Origin of the sequence: Actinomyces timonensis (genome assembly GCF_040702965.1) — a bacterium.
GTDB lineage: Bacteria > Actinomycetota > Actinomycetes > Actinomycetales > Actinomycetaceae > Actinomyces > Actinomyces timonensis_A.
Window position 1 is genome coordinate 2,403,408 of sequence record NZ_CP159989.1, and the last position, 14,364, is coordinate 2,417,771.

Genomic DNA, 14,364 nt, shown 5'->3' on the forward strand with positions numbered 1-14,364 from the left:
GATGTCATGCCTGGTGGGCGAGTCCGAGCGGGAGGGGCCCGGGAGGGGCCGTGGTGCGGGCCGCTCCCTCCGTCCACCTCAACTACCGACGAGTTGAGTCTATTCCACTCAACTTTCCTACGCAGCGGGGCGCTTCCCCCTCGATGGGGAGGACTTCCCAGGTCTTCTCCTCAAGGCGCCCTGGTGGGAGCCGCATGGCGCGGGATAAGGTGAACGCACGTCGTTACCGCAAGGAGATCTTCATGAAGACGCCCCGCCCCCTCGCCGCCGTCGCAGTGCTCGCACTGGCGCTCCCGCTAGCGGCGTGCTCATCCGACAAGTCCAAGGACGCTGACTCCACCAGTTCCGCGACCGCCACGACCGCCACCGCGATGGCCTCAACCGACGCGATGGCCGACTCCAACTCCGCCGCATCGGCCGACGGGCAGAAGGTGACCGCCTCGACCGCCGGCATCTCCTTCCTCGTCCCCAGCGACTGGACGGTCATCTCCGATCCGTCCAACCTGGATGAGGACGTCGTGGAAGCGGCCGCGAAGGCAGTGGGCCAGGATCCGGCGACCTACAAGGCCAGTATGAAGCATGTCGACCTGCTCGTCTCGAGCCAAGAGGCCAAGGCGATCGGCAGCCTCCCCTACGCCGACAACATCATCGTCGCCCGTCAGACCTTCCCCAAGTCACAGGTGCCAACGGACGAGAGGAGCGCGTCTGAATTCGCCAAGGCAACCGGCGCGAGCAGCATGACGAAGTACGAGAAGATCAGCACCACCAACGGTGAGGCCACCGTGGTCCACTACGAGGTCACGGTGAAGGATGGCACGGGCTACGGAGCCGTTGTCTTCGCCCCCACCTCCGAGGGAAGCCACGCGGCCATCACCGTCACCGCCACCGAGGCCTCCATGGCCGACAAGCTCGCCGCCCAGGTGACCAGCAGCGTCAAGTGACGCCCCGTCCTTGAGCCCTTCTCCCACTGAGGAGACCCGAGCCCCGGCGCAAACCGCACCAGTCAGGGCAGAGCGCGCCGGTGGGCGCCGACGCCAGAGACGTAGCCTTCAGGCATGACATCCGCCGAACCGGCCCTCGACCGGGCCTCGGAGCTGCTCGAGTACGCCGCCACGCTCCCCGGGGCATGGGTGGGGCACAAGCCCGAGTGGGGAACGAGCGTGGCGAGCATCGGCCCTCGGCTCTTCGCGCTGCTCCTCACCCACACCGACGGCCGTCTCATCGTCAACGTCAAGCTCGAGCCGGAGGACGCCGTCGCCGTGCGCCGCTCGATCCCCTGGACGGAGCCCGGATTCCACCAGGCCAAGAAGCACTGGGTGAGCATCGACCTCACGGCGCCCGGCTATGAGGCCCCCACCGCCCACGAGCTCGTCGAGGACTCCTACCGGCTCGTCCACTCGCTGCTCCCCCGCGCCGTCCGGGAGGCCCTGCGCCTGGCCGTCACCGCTGGGGAGGCGCCGCGTCCCACCTGGCAGTGGTGATCCGGGCGCCTCGCCCTCGGCGATCCCTCTCGGCTGTTCCTCGGCCGAGCGCTGCGGGCGCAGGCACCCGTCCGAAGTCCCGCGACATGTCTGAGACGTCGTCAATTTGCCTGATGGGACCGTGTCTGATTCCATCATGTCAGACACGCGCCGCCCGGCGCGGCGTCCTCCGATGGAAGGGAGAGCATCATGGGAATCGATGACCTCAAGAACAAGGCCGGCGACCTGGCCGACAAGGCCAGCGACGCCCTCAAGAGCGACAAGGTCGAGGCCGTCAGCGACAAGGTCCTCGGTGCCGCGGCCGGAGCCGCCAAGAAGGTCACCGGCGGCAAGTTCGACGAGAAGATCGACTCCGCCGTCGAGGCCGCCGACTCCAAGATCGGCAACGAGTGACGACCAGTGGCGCAGTGATGCTGTGACGCGCTCGTTCTGACGGGCGCCTCGGCGCAGCCGCCAGTACGTGGGGCCCCGCACCGTATGTTCGGGGCCCCACGCGCGTTGGGGACGGTGGCCCGGGCGCCTCGTCACCGCGCCGCCGCATCACGGCGCGGTGGCGGTGGCCTGGCTCAGGTCGCGGACGGCGCGGGCGATCTCCTCGGGAGCGTCGAGCATCATGAGGTGGCGCGAGCCCGGCAAGCGACGGATCTCCAGGTGGGAGAATGCGGAGGCGAGGGCCTCCTCCTGGCTCGCAGGGCGGAAGGGCCTGCCCTCCAGGACGATCGCGGGCACCGCCGCGGGCGCCGCCTGCTCGGCTCGCAGCGCGGTCAAGTCCGCGGCCTGGCCGCCGTAGGAGACGAACTCGGCGGCCGAGGCCGCCAGCGCCTCAGGGGAGTCATGGCAGGCGCGCCACAGCTCGTCGTCGAGGGCCTCGGGGCGGGAGGTCTCATGACGCATCCCGTAGCGGACCGCGGCCGCCGCGACGCGCCGCACCGGCTCGACCCGGACCGCCGAGCCCAGCGCGCGGGCGATCCCCTCCGCCCCCGCGCGGCGCAGATGACCGGAGCGAGCGCTCAACTTGACTGCGGGGTCGACGAGCACGATCCCCCGCGCCGAGGCTCGGGTGGAGGCGGGCCAGCGCCTCGGCCTGGAAGGCCGCCATGGAGTGGGCCACCACGATCGCCGGGGCGTCGTCGCCGACGATGCGGGCGAGGATGTCGGCCTCCTGGCGCAGATCGGGAAGGCCGTCGTTGACCGTGCCGCAGCGGCCGGGCCGGTCGACGGCGATGATGGCGCGCCCCGGCAGGGTCTCGACGACGGCGTCCCAGGACACCGAGGCCAGCCCGCACCCGTTGAGCAGGACCACGACGGGCCCCTCGCCCTGGCGGCGGTGGACGGTGTGCTCGGCGAGCCGGCTCTCCCACCGATCCTGCGCGTCAGTCATGCTGCTCCTGCGGTAGCTGCCATGCCAAGTAGGCGATCCACAGCGAGCATAGGAGGATCTGCACGATCTGGATAGGTCCCTGCACGCCGGGGAGGGCGTAAGGCGCCACCGCGCTGGTGAGCAGCAGCACGGTCACCACCCCGGCCAGCTGGGCCGCCTGTCGTGCCCGCCGGGTCCACCCATCGCGGGCCGCGAGCGCGAGGGCGACGAGGGTGATCATGGCGACCTCCGCCACCGAGGTGATGGCGGAGGCCGTCTCATGGAGGTGCCTCTGGAGGCTCGGCATGGCGGCGCAGGAAGCGTCCCTGCTCTCCGCGCAGGGCAGGTTGAAGATGACGTCGAGGACGGTTCCCACCGTCACCCCGGCCAGGGCCAGGCAGACGCGGCGGGCCCAGCGCTGCCCGAGCCAGGCCTCCCAGCCCCGCCGCCCCAGCAGCGCGATCAGCGCGAAGACGACGGCGGCCGCGATGTCGCCGGCGCGGAAGAACCAGGAGAAGGGCTGGTCGGCCGCGGCGAGCTCGGAGACATAGCCGAGGAGCGCGTCAGGGCCGCCGTTGAGGGGCCAGGCGATCCAGGTGTTGTAGAGGACGACGGCGCTGACCGCCAGGACCTGGCGCCTCACCGGCCCGGCCTCACCAGCGGGAAGGCGATGGTCTCACGGATCGAGGCGCCGGTGAGCATCATGACGAGGCGGTCCAGCCCCATGCCCAGTCCGCCCGAGGGCGGCATGCCCTGCTCGAGGGCGGCCAGGAAGGCCTCGTCGAGCTCCATGGCCTCCAGGTCCCCTCCAGCGGCGGCCAATGACTGGGCGGTGAGCCGCTCGCGCTGGATGACGGGATCGACGAGCTCGGAGTAGGCGGTGCCCACCTCAGAGCCGAAGATGATGAGGTCCCAGCGCTCGGCCAGGCGCGCGTCCCTGCGGTGCTGGCGGGTCAGCGGCGAGGTGGCGGCGGGGAAGTCGGAGAAGAAGGTCGGCTCCACCGTGGTGCCCTCGGCCAGGTGCTCGTAGAGCTCCTGCATCATCGTCCCCCACCCCCACTTGGGGTCGTAGGGCATATCGATGCTCTCCGCGTGGCGGCGCAGCTCAGCCACCGGGGTGTCGGTGCCGACCTCCTCACCGAGCCCTGTGGAGACGGCCTCGGCGATGGTGACGGTCCGCCAGGGCGCGGCGAGGTCGATCTCGTGCTCGACGCCGCCCACGCTCCCCCGCACGATCGTCGAGCCGGTCGCGGCCCGGGAGGCCGTGATGATCATGTCCCGCATGACGTCCTTCATGACGTTGTAGTCGGCATGGGCCTGGTAGGCCTCGAGCATCGTGAACTCGGGGTTGTGGGTGGCGTCGGCGCCCTCGTTGCGGAAGTTGCGGCCGATCTCGAAAACCCGCTCCATCCCGCCGACCATGAGGCGCTTGAGGTAGAGCTCGGGAGCGATGCGCAGGTAGAGGTCGAGGTCGTAGGCGTTGATGTGGGTGCGGAAGGGGCGGGCGTTGGCGCCGCCGTGGACGGGCTGAAGGATCGGGGTCTCGACCTCCAGGTAGCTCCGGCCCAGAAGGGTCTCGCGCACGGCCTGGATGGCGGCCGACCGGGAGCGCACCATCTCCCGCTGGCGCTGGTTGACGATGAGGTCCACATGGCGCAGGCGCACCCGCACCTCGGGGTTCTGGATGCCGCGGTGCTTGTCCGGCAGGGGTCGCAGCGCCTTGGAGGTCATCATCCAAGAGTCGGCGAGCTGGCTGCGCGTGCCCGTGCGGGAGTCTCCGATCTCGCCGACGACGGCGATCTGGTCCCCGCCGCGCACGAGGCGCCGGAAGGAGGCGAGGGCCTCGGTCCCCGCGCGCCCGGCCTCGAGGATGATCTGGAGGTCACCGCTGGCGTCGCGCAGCGTGGCGAAGATGACGCTGCCGTGGTCGCGGATCGTCAGCACGCGCCCGGCCACGGCGCAGTGGCCCTCGGCGGTGGCGCAGGCGGCGTCGACGCTCACGGATGCCGGGTAGGGATCGATGCCGTCCGCGAGCATGGCCTCGCGGGTGGCGGCGCGGGCGATGAGCTGGTCGGAGCGCTTGGGCCCGGGACGGGCGATCGTCGATCCGGCGGAAGCGGCCAGGAGCGCGGCGGACTCCTCCGGGGCGCGCTGGTCCTGGTCCGGGATGGGGCAGAGCCATCGGGGCGCGTTGACGAAGCCCTCCGCGACGCCCATGGCGGCGGCCACCCGTGTGAAGTCGCTCGGTTCGGGGTAGCAGATGAGGCGCGGCACCCATTCCGGGTCGTACTTGGCATTGGAGCGGTAGAGGGCCTCAAGCTGCCACCAGTGCGAGGCAAGCAGGAGGACACGCCGCCACAGTCGCTGGATCGGGCCGGCGCCGATCCGGGAGCCCTCGGTGAAGGCCGAACGGAAGACGGCGAAGTTGAGGGAGACGCGGTGGATGCCGAGCTCGCGGCCGTCATTCATGAACGCAGCAACCATGAGCTCGGTGACGCCGTTGTCCACCTCGGGATGGCGGCGCATGACGTCGAGGCTGGCGCCGTCGGCGCCCCAGGGGGCGAAGGAGAGCAGGCCGGCGACCTCCCCGCGCTCATCGCCCTCGGGGAAGAGGGCCTCCACCATGAGGCACTCGCCGTCGGAGGGATCGGCGAAGCGGCCCAGTGCCATGGAGAAGCCGCGCTCGGGCTCGCCGTCGAGCCAGCGCCCGGCCAGTCGTGACAAGTGCTCCAACTCGGCGGCGGGGATCGAGGAGTGGCGCCGGATGCGGGTGGTGTAGCCGAGCTCGGTGAGCTTGAGGACGGCGCGGCGCACCTCGGGAAGGTTGTTGATGCCGAAGGAGGCGGTGGACAGGATGGCCTCGTCGCCCAGTCGCAGTGCGCGCAGGCCGGCCTCGGTGTAGGCCCGGGCGCCTGCCTCGGAGGCCCCGATGACGGCGGGCACCCAGCCGAAGGACTCGGCATGGCGCTTGAAGGCCAGGGCGGAGGCCTGCCAGCCGGCGGGATCACCGAGTGGGTCGCCGGAGGCGAGGGCGACGCCCAGGCCCACCCGGTAGACGACGCCGCCGTGCTCGGTGAGGAGCGCGGACTTGTCCCGCCGGGTGGCGAAGTAGCCGAGAGAGTCGGCGGGGTGGGCGGCGAGGAGCTCGCGCACGCGCGTCTCCTCCTCGACGGTGAGCCTGGCCTCGCTGCGCTGGGATCGCAGCATGACCGAGAAGGCCATCAGGAGGCTGAGGGCGAGTCCCAGGCCGACGAGCGCGAAGAGCCACGAGGGCACTGGCGAGGGCGTATCGGGATCACTGACGAGCGCGAGGAGGAAGCGCTTGGCCTGGCTGATGCCGAGCCCCGTGTAGAAGAAGGAGCCCAGGATCCCCACCTGGAGGACGATGGCGGAGCTGACCACTAGGACGAGGAGGACCCGCCCCGCGTTGCCGCGCGGCGAGCGCACCGTGAAATCCCGCCGGTGGCGCAGCAGGACGATGAGCAGCGCGATGAGGATGAGCAGATTGATGGCGAGGGCCCAGCGGGTCTCGTCGGTGAAGAGGACGTCGTCCGGGGCCAGGTGGAAGGAGGCGATCAGGCCGGTGAAGGCGAGCAGGCTGAATGTCACGCCGATGACCATGATGATCCACGCCGCGCGCTTGCGCCTTGCGATGCCGGAGGCGAGGAGCAGGAGGATGACGCCTGAGAGCCAGTCGACGATGGTGACGGGGATGAGCCAGTTGACGAGGATGTAGAGGGCGCTGCCGATCCCGGGCACCGTGCTGAGGAAGGTGTCGAGGAAGCAGACGAGGCCCGAGGCGAACAGGTAGCGGGAGACAAGGCGGACGGCACTGGGAGAGCGATTGGTCACGGCCGTCCTCCTTGGGGATCGGTGTTGGGGGCAGGGAACATGAGGGGATTCTCTCCCAAGACGGGGCTGGCTTCCTCATCCGCGAGGCCGAGCGCTTGAGGGGCTGTCAGCCTCCGGACGCGGAAAGGGCTGCCCCACTCCTCGAGCCGGAGTGGGGCAGCCAGGCATGATCCTGCGCGCGACGCCGCGCGACGAGGATCAGTCACGCGGGCCCTTGAGGGACAGATGGCGCGCGATCTCCAGGATCAGCCGGAAGAAGAGGAGCTGGGCGAGGACGCGGGCGCCATCACCGAGGAGCGTGCTGAACAGGAAGTGCATCCAGGCCGAGGAGGCCTCGTACTTGATATTCGCGGTGCTGATCAGCCCGCTGATGACGTCGAGCAGCCAGCCACCTCCGTAGCACAGCGCCGCGACGAGGAAGATCTGGTGGGCGTGCTTGCCCGCGAAGCCGACCGAGCCATTGAACAGGGCGCTGAACATCGAGCTGCCAGTGGGCTTGACCGGAGCGGGCTGGCCGGGCATCTGCTGACCCGGGACGTACTGCGCCGGCTGGGGCTGCTGGTACTGGGCCTGGTACCCACCGGGGACGCCGGGGGCGGAGGCCGCGGACTGCGGGTTATAGGGCTGGCCGGGTGTCATCGGCTGAGACATTGTTGGGATCTCCTTGATAGGGGTGACCGGATCAGACTACAAGGTCCTCAGGCGGTCATGACATGATGCTCCGCACAGCGGCCGGGGCCGAGCAGCATCACGGGGGCTGAGGCGCCCCCCCTCCCCCATGACGGTATATCCACCCATGTGGGAGGCGTTTTCTCGAGGTTGGCAACACGCTCTTCCTATCGCTAGAGCGAGGGCCCCGCACTCAACTGTGCGGGGCCCTCGCGGGGTCCCGGCCGACCTGAGCCTCCTCTCCCATGCGCCTAAGACGCTCGTCACCGCAGTCCGGCGCCGTCAACGCGAAGGCTCTGCGGCCTCCCGCCGGGACGTCTCCATCACCTCCCGTCAGGTTTCCCGGCTCTTCGCCACTGCGCGTTGAGCGCAGCGGTCGGAGGAGTGCAGGAGGCTCGCACTGCCGGGTGCGCCCCGGGTGTTGAGGCTCGTCTTCATGGGAAAAAGTCCTTTCGGCCGAGTCGGGGGCACCCCTTCGGTCAAGACGAAGCCAACCGGTGACGGTGTTGTCGGGGCGTTCAAGGATTCGCTTACGCCTCCGCAACACGTGGCGCCGGCGTCGGGGCCGGGCGACAAAGCGGGCCGCATGCGGGTAGACAGGGGGCATAACCTCAGCCGGGGCCCGGGCCAGGCCCTCCAGCGGGAGACCGAGCGAGACCACAGCGAAGGAGACAGGACGATGCGCGTGCTCGTCGTCGAGGATGAGGACTACCTCGCCGAGGCCATTGCCACAGGGCTGCGTCGCGAGGCGATGGCGGTGGACGTCGTCGGCGACGGGGCCAGCGCCCTGGAGCAGGTGGCGACCAACGACTACGACATCATCGTCCTGGACCGTGATCTTCCCATCATCCACGGCGACGAGGTCTGCCGACGGGTGGTCAACGAGCACCCCGAGGTCCGCATCCTCGTGCTCACCACGTCCCGGACCCTGGACGCGCGCGTGGGAGGATTCGAGCTGGGCGCGGACGACTACCTCACCAAGCCCTTCGAGTTCCCCGAGCTGGTGGCGCGGCTGCGGGCCCTGGGGCGGCGCATCCACCCCGCGCGCACCCCGGTCATCGAGGCGCACGGGGTGCGCCTGGACCCCTTCCGCCGGGAGGTCGCCCGCGACGGGCACTTCATCCGCCTGAGCCCCAAGGAGTTCGCGGTCCTCCAGGTCCTCATGGAGGCTGATGGCGGGGTCCTCAGCGCCGAGACGCTTCTGGAGAAGGCGTGGGACGCCAACGCGGACCCCTTCACCAACTCCACCCGGGTGACGATCTCCCACCTGCGCCACAAGCTCGGCGCGCCGTGGGTCATCCAGACGGTGCCCGGCGCGGGCTACCGGTTCAGCGCGTGAGCGGGCAGGGGGCGGTGGCCGACAACGGGCGGAACGCGGCCGAGCAGGGCACCGCGGAGGTGGGCGGGAAGAAGCCCTCGCGCCGCCCCAAGCGGCTGAGTATCCGCACCCGCCTGACGCTGACCTACTCCGGCCTGGTGATGGCGGCCGGCGTGGTGCTCATCGCCGTCGCCTGCGTCTACACCCGCTACGTCGCGCTCCAGATCGATATCAACGCACCCACGAAGGTCACCGTCCCCCGGCCGCGCACACCGCCGAGGCCCCCAGGTCGACACGAACCTCTTCGAGCTGCTCGGCAGCATCATGCGCTCAGCCGTCGGCGTGCTGGCGCTGCTCGTCGTGCTGTCGGGCACCGTGGGCTGGGTCCTCGCGGGGCGGATGCTGCGACCGCTGTCGTCAATGAACACGGCCGCCAACCTCGCCGCCTCGGGAGACCTCAGCCAGCGCCTGGCCCTGGTCGGACCGCATGACGAGATTCACGACCTGGCGGACACCTTCGACCACATGCTCACCTCCCTGGAGCGCTCCTTGCGCGCGCACCGGCGCTTCGCCGCCAACGCCTCACACGAGCTGCGCACGCCCCTGGCGACGGCCCAGACCATGATCGAGGTGGCGCTGTCCGACCCGAGCGCCTCAGCCGAGGACCTGCGCCGGGTCCTGGGCCGCGTGCTGGAGACCAACCGCTCCAACCGGGAGACGATCGACGCCCTGCTGGACCTGGCGGACGCCCAGTCGGGCAGGCTCGCCCGCGAGGACGTGGACATGGAGGCGACGGTCCGTAACGCCCTGGGGCTCGTCGCCCCGCAGATCGCCGAGCGCGGGCTGAGGCTGTCCACCCACCTGCTGCCCGCCCGGGTCCCCGGCGACCCGGTGCTGCTGCGTCAGGGCGTGACCAACCTGCTACGCAACGCCGTGCGCTACAACACCGACGGTGGGCGCATCACGGTGGGGATGGCGCACCTGGCTGACGGCGTGCGGCTGACGATCCGCAACGATGGCCCCCAGGCCCCGCCCGAGAGCGTCGATTCCCTGCGTGAGCCCTTCGTGCGCGGCGAGGGCCGGGGCCGCACCCGGGGCTCGGGGCACGGCCTGGGCCTGGCCATCGTCACCGCGGTGGCTACCGCCCACGGCGGCCAGCTGAGCCTGAGCGCGAACCCCACAGGCGGGATGACGGCCGTCCTGGAGATTCTCTGCGGGGAGGCACAGTCCGAGCCGCGGCCCTGAGCCTAGGCCTGTGCGGCGGAGCGGCCCGCGGCCCCGGGGACTCGCCGGCCGGCGGCGAGCACCTGCACCTCACCGTCGGCGGCGGCGGCGAAGACCCGCTGGACCGCCGCCTGACGCAGCCGCAGGAGGCGGTTCTCGCGCTCCAGGCCCTCCAGGCGGGCCTCGAGGGCGAGGATGCGGGCGATGCCCTCCAGGTTGACGCCCTCCTGGCTGAGGGACTGGATGCGGCGCAGCTGCTCGACGTCGTGGTGGGAGTAGCGCCTCCCCCGCCCGGGCGTCCGGGCGGGGCGCACGAGGCCGAGGCGGTCGTACTGGCGCAGGGTCTGGGGGTGCATGCCGGCGAGCTCGGCGGCCACGGAGATGACGTAGACGGCGCGGTCGGCCGCGTCGTCGGCGAGGAAGCCGAGGCCCTGCCCGGTGACCCGCGAGGCTCGCCGGGCGCTCATCTCGCGGCCTCCTCCCTCAGCGTGGCGCGCGGGTCAGTGCCACCCATGGCCGCGTCGAAGTCCTGGAGGGCCTTCTTGGCCGCCTTCGAGAGCTTCTTGGGCACGGCCACCTCGACAGTGACGAGCAGGTCGCCCGTGCGCTTGGCGGTGGCGATGCCCGCGCCGGGGATCCGCATGACCGTCCCCGAGGGGGTCCCCGGCTTGATTCGGACCTTCTTGGCGCCCCCGTCCAGGAGGGGGACCTCGACGTCGGCGCCGAGCGCGGCCTCGGCCAGCGAGACGGGCAGGTCCATGCGCAGGTTGGCGCCGTCGATGGAGTAGACCGGGTGCTTGGCCACGGAGATCGTGACGATCATGTCCCCATTGGGGCCCCCGTGGTTGCCGGGACGGCCCTTGCCGGCCAGGCGGATCCTCTGACCGTCGTGGACACCGGCGGGGATGCGCACGGTCATGGTGCGCTTGTCCGCGGTGAGCTCGACGGTTGTGCCGGCCACGACGTCGCGCAGGGACAGCGTCGCGCTGGTGAGGACGTCGGGGCCCTTGGTGGCCTCCGGCGCGCCGCCGAAGCCCCCGAATCCCCCGAAGTTGAAGGCGCCGGGGCGACCGTTCCTCCGGGTGGGGCTGGGCGTGCCGCCGAACATGCGCAGGAGCTCGTCGAGGTCGGGCTCGGCGCCGCCGGCGCCACCCGCGCCGCCGGTGGAGAAGCGGACATTGCCGCCCCCACCGAACATGGAGGACAGGATGTCCTCGAAGCCTCCCCCGCCGCCGGCGCCCCCGGCGGTGAACCGGGCGCCGCCGCCGGTCATGTTGCGGATGGCGTCGTACTGCTCGCGCTCCTTGGCGTCGGACAGGACCGCGTAGGCCTCGCCGACCTCCTTGAAGCGCTCGGCGGCGACGGCGTCGTCTGGGTTGCGATCGGGGTGGTACTGCTTGGCGAGCTTGCGGTACGCCTTCTTGATGGTCGTGGAGTCGGCGTCCTTGGCGACGCCGAGGACGGCGTAGAAGTCCTTGGTCATCCAGTCCTGGCTGGCCATGGGCCACCTCCTCCTCACTGGGGTGATCGTTGGTTCGTTCCTTGTGGCTGCGCGCTCGTGCCGGCTCGTGCGCCGCCCGGCGGGACGGGCCCGCGCCGCCGGTCCTGCCCAGCGCCGCTGGTTCAGGCCGGGTTGGAGACCTGCACGCGGGCGGGCCGCACGACCCGCTCGCCGAGGCGGTAGCCGGGTTGGAGGACGAGGGCGATCGTCGGCTCGCTCACCTCATCGGACTCGGTGGCCATGAGCGCCTCGTGGATGGTGGGGTCGAAGGCCTCGCCCGCGGCGCCGAAGCGCTCCAGGGCGAACTTGTCCGCCAGGATCGTCTCGAGCTTGGTGACCGTGGTCTCGAAGGGACCGGTGAGATCACCGTGCTGGCGGGCGAGCTCGGCCTCGTCGAGGACCGGGATGAGGGCCTCGACGACGCCGGCGGCGCCGGCCTCCTGGTGGCCCGCCACCGATTCACGAGAGCGGCGCACGAAGCCCTGGTACTCCTGCTGGAGGTTGTACAGGTCCGCGCGGGCGCGGGCGAGCTCGTCGGTCAGGCGGGCGCTCTCGGCCCGGGCCTCGGCCAGGGGATCGGGCTGGTCCCCCGTCTCCCGCTCGAGGACTCAGCCCGGTCGTCACCGCCCGCCGCCTGGGTGGCGCCGCCCGGCGCGGCGTCGAGGTCGACGCCCTCGAAGGCGGACTCGACCGCCTCGGCGAGACTCGGGTCGATGGGCTCGCGGCCCGCGCCGTCGCCCTCGGGAGCGCTGGGGTCGGTGCTCACTTGGACTCCTCGTCGTCGACGATCTCGGCGTCGACGATGTCCTCGTCGCCGGCTGAGGCACCGGCGCCCGCGGCGGCGGACTCCCCGCCCGGGGCGGAGCCGGCGGCCTCGGCGGCCTGCTCGGAGGCGTACAGGGCCTCGCCGATCTTCTGGGAGACGCTGGACAGCTTCTCCTGGGCGGTCTTGATCGCCTCGGCGTCGGTGCCCTCCAGGGCCTTCTTGAGGTCGTCGACGGCGGTCTTGACCTCGTCGTGGACCTCGGCGGGCAGCTTGTCCTTGTTCTCGTTCAGGAGCTTGTCGATGGAGTAGGCCTGCTGCTCGGCGAGGTTGCGGGTCTCGGCCTCCTCGCGGCGCTTCTTGTCCTCGGCGGCGTGGGCCTCGGCGTCCTTGACCATGCGGTCAATGTCCTCCTTGGGCAGCGCGGAGCCGCCGGAGATGGTCATGGACTGCTCCTTGCCGGTGCCGCGGTCCTTGGCCGAGACGTGGACGATGCCGTTGGCGTCGATGTCGAAGGAGACCTCGATCTGCGGGATGCCGCGGGGGGCCGGGGCGATGCCGGTGAGCTCGAAGGTGCCCAGCGGCTTGTTGTCCCGCGCGAACTCGCGCTCGCCCTGGTAGACCTGGATGAGCACGGAGGGCTGGTTGTCCTCAGCGGTGGAGAAGACCTCACTGCGCTTGGTCGGGATGGCCGTGTTGCGCTCGATGAGCTTGGTCATGACGCCGCCCTTGGTCTCGATGCCGAGGCTGAGCGGGGTGACGTCGATGAGCAGGACGTCCTTGCGGTCGCCCTGGATGACGCCCGCCTGCAGGGAGGCGCCCACGGCGACGACCTCGTCCGGGTTGACGCCCTTGTTGGGCTCCTTGCCGCCGGTGAGCTCGCGCACGACGTCGGTGACGGCCGGCATACGGGTGGAGCCGCCGACGAGGACGACGTGGTCGATCTCGGACAGGGCGACGCCCGCGTCCTTGATGACGTTGTGGAAGGGCACCTTGGTGCGCTCGAGCAGGTCCGCGGTCATGGACTCGAACTGGGCGCGGCTGAGCTTCTCGTCGAGGTGGATCGGGCCGGCCTCGCTCATGGACAGGTACTGAAGGTTGATGTTGGTGCTCATCGCGCTGGAGAAGCTCCTTCTTGGCCTGCTCGGCGGCGTCCTTGAGGCGCTGCATGGCGATCTTGTCCTTGGACAGGTCGACACCGGAGGAGTCCTTGACGCGCTTGACGAGCCAGTCGACGATACGGGCGTCCCAGTCGTCGCCGCCCAGGCGGTTGTCGCCGTTGGTGGCGCGCACCTGGATGGTGGAGAAGCCGTCCTCGTCCTTGCCGACCTCCAGCAGGGAGACGTCGAAGGTGCCGCCGCCCAGGTCGAAGACGAGGATGAGCTCGTCCTCCTTACCCTTGTCCAGGCCGTAGGCGAGGGCCGCGGCGGTGGGCTCGTTGACGATGCGGTCGACAGTCAGGCCCGCGATGGTGCCGGCCTCCTTGGTGGCCTGGCGCTCGGCGTCGTTGAAGTAGGCCGGGACGGTGATGACGGCGTTGGTGACGCTCTCACCGAGGTAGGCCTCGGCGTCGGCCTTGAGCTTGGCCAGGATGCGGGCGCTGATCTCCTGGGCGGTGTACTTCTTGTCGTCGATGTCGACGGTCCAGTCAGTGCCCATGTGGCGCTTGACCGAGGAGATGGTGCGGTCGACGTTGGTGACCGCCTGGCGCTTGGCCACCTCGCCGACCAGGACCTCGCCGGACTTGGAGAAGGCGACGACGGAGGGGGTGGTGCGGCCGCCCTCGGCGTTGGGGATGATGGTGGGCTCGCCGCCCTCGAGGACGGCGATGGCGGAGTTGGTGGTTCCGAGGTCGATTCCGACGGCGCGTGCCATGTGGCGCTCCTTGATGCTCGTGGGGACATGGGCCCCCGGTTGAGTCGTATGCGCTCAAGGATTGTGATTGAGTCAGTCGTTGTCAACTTCCCATCCGCCCGCCTTGAGCCTGACTGACTCAACCCTGAAGCCTTGCGAACTATTCCCATCCCCCCAGTGGCGCCCGTCACTCGGCGGACCCGGGACCGCGCCACGCCCCAGCAAGTCCTCAGCCACGCCCAGGCGCGCCTTCAGGATTCTTTCAGGTGCCGCGGGTTCAATGGCCCTACCGTCGGACGATGCGCGACGCGAGGGTTGGGGAACCCGTTGACCCGAGAGCAT

11 protein-coding genes and 3 pseudogenes are annotated in these 14,364 nt (G+C 70.6%); 5 read left to right on the forward strand and 9 right to left on the reverse strand.

Annotation, left to right across the window (positions count from 1 at the left end; translation table 11 throughout):
- The first annotated feature begins 242 nt into the window (after positions 1 to 242).
- The 3 genes from ABXS69_RS10350 to ABXS69_RS10360 all read left to right on the forward strand — a co-directional run bounded on the left by ABXS69_RS10350 (position 243) and on the right by ABXS69_RS10360 (position 1,874).
- The gene (locus tag ABXS69_RS10350; RefSeq protein WP_366180566.1) at positions 243 to 941 is read left to right on the forward strand and encodes a hypothetical protein; all 699 of its coding nucleotides are present in this window, start codon (positions 243 to 245) and stop codon (positions 939 to 941) included.
- A 114-nt stretch (positions 942 to 1,055) separates the two neighbouring features.
- Positions 1,056 to 1,481 (forward strand): MmcQ/YjbR family DNA-binding protein, encoded by a 426-nt coding sequence (locus ABXS69_RS10355; RefSeq protein WP_366180567.1) that lies wholly within the window; start codon positions 1,056 to 1,058, stop codon positions 1,479 to 1,481.
- A gap of 189 nt (positions 1,482 to 1,670) precedes the next feature.
- Positions 1,671 to 1,874: an Rv0909 family putative TA system antitoxin gene (locus ABXS69_RS10360; protein ID WP_366180568.1), complete on the forward strand. Its 204-nt coding sequence runs from the start codon at positions 1,671 to 1,673 to the stop codon at positions 1,872 to 1,874.
- A 147-nt stretch (positions 1,875 to 2,021) separates the two neighbouring features.
- Here the strand turns inward: ABXS69_RS10360 and ABXS69_RS10365 are convergent, their stop codons facing one another.
- The 5 genes from ABXS69_RS10365 to ABXS69_RS10385 all read right to left on the reverse strand — a co-directional run bounded on the left by ABXS69_RS10365 (position 2,022) and on the right by ABXS69_RS10385 (position 7,344).
- Complete coding sequence (locus ABXS69_RS10365; RefSeq protein WP_366180569.1) at positions 2,022 to 2,375, reverse strand: hypothetical protein; 354 nt, start codon at positions 2,373 to 2,375, stop codon at positions 2,022 to 2,024.
- On the reverse strand, positions 2,365 to 2,862 hold the full coding sequence (locus ABXS69_RS10370; protein WP_366180570.1) for an alpha/beta fold hydrolase: 498 nt from the start codon (positions 2,860 to 2,862) through the stop codon (positions 2,365 to 2,367). Before ABXS69_RS10370 ends, ABXS69_RS10365 begins: the two co-directional genes overlap by 11 nt.
- Positions 2,855 to 3,484, reverse strand: a complete 630-nt coding sequence (locus tag ABXS69_RS10375) for a DUF998 domain-containing protein (RefSeq protein ID WP_366180571.1) — start codon at positions 3,482 to 3,484, stop codon at positions 2,855 to 2,857. Before ABXS69_RS10375 ends, ABXS69_RS10370 begins: the two co-directional genes overlap by 8 nt.
- The gene (gene lysX / locus ABXS69_RS10380; RefSeq protein WP_366180572.1) at positions 3,481 to 6,693 is read right to left on the reverse strand and encodes a bifunctional lysylphosphatidylglycerol synthetase/lysine--tRNA ligase LysX; all 3,213 of its coding nucleotides are present in this window, start codon (positions 6,691 to 6,693) and stop codon (positions 3,481 to 3,483) included. The genes ABXS69_RS10375 and lysX overlap by 4 nt, the downstream gene beginning before the upstream one ends.
- Positions 6,694 to 6,891: 198 nt before the next feature.
- Entirely contained in the window at positions 6,892 to 7,344 is a 453-nt protein-coding gene (locus ABXS69_RS10385) for a hypothetical protein (protein WP_366180573.1), read from the reverse strand.
- A 697-nt stretch (positions 7,345 to 8,041) separates the two neighbouring features.
- Between ABXS69_RS10385 and ABXS69_RS10390 the strand changes: the two genes are divergently transcribed.
- Entirely contained in the window at positions 8,042 to 8,701 is a 660-nt protein-coding gene (locus tag ABXS69_RS10390) for a response regulator transcription factor (RefSeq protein WP_366180574.1), read from the forward strand.
- Positions 8,698 to 9,925: pseudogene (locus tag ABXS69_RS10395) on the forward strand (HAMP domain-containing sensor histidine kinase). The gene ABXS69_RS10390 and the pseudogene ABXS69_RS10395 overlap by 4 nt, the downstream one beginning before the upstream one ends.
- A 2-nt stretch (positions 9,926 to 9,927) precedes the next feature.
- Here ABXS69_RS10395 and ABXS69_RS10400 read toward each other — a convergent pair.
- The 4 genes and pseudogenes from ABXS69_RS10400 to dnaK all read right to left on the reverse strand — a co-directional run bounded on the left by ABXS69_RS10400 (position 9,928) and on the right by dnaK (position 14,043).
- Positions 9,928 to 10,371 carry a helix-turn-helix transcriptional regulator gene (locus tag ABXS69_RS10400; RefSeq protein ID WP_366180575.1) on the reverse strand — a complete coding sequence of 148 codons (444 nt, stop codon included), beginning with the start codon at positions 10,369 to 10,371 and terminating at the stop codon, positions 9,928 to 9,930.
- Entirely contained in the window at positions 10,368 to 11,405 is a 1,038-nt protein-coding gene (locus ABXS69_RS10405) for a J domain-containing protein (protein ID WP_366180576.1), read from the reverse strand. Before ABXS69_RS10405 ends, ABXS69_RS10400 begins: the two co-directional genes overlap by 4 nt.
- Positions 11,406 to 11,527: 122 nt before the next feature.
- A pseudogene (gene grpE / locus ABXS69_RS10410) lies at positions 11,528 to 12,171 on the reverse strand (nucleotide exchange factor GrpE).
- Positions 12,168 to 14,043, reverse strand: a pseudogene (gene dnaK / locus ABXS69_RS10415) (molecular chaperone DnaK). Before dnaK ends, grpE begins: the two co-directional pseudogenes overlap by 4 nt.
- Between the last annotated feature and the right edge of the window lie 321 nt (positions 14,044 to 14,364).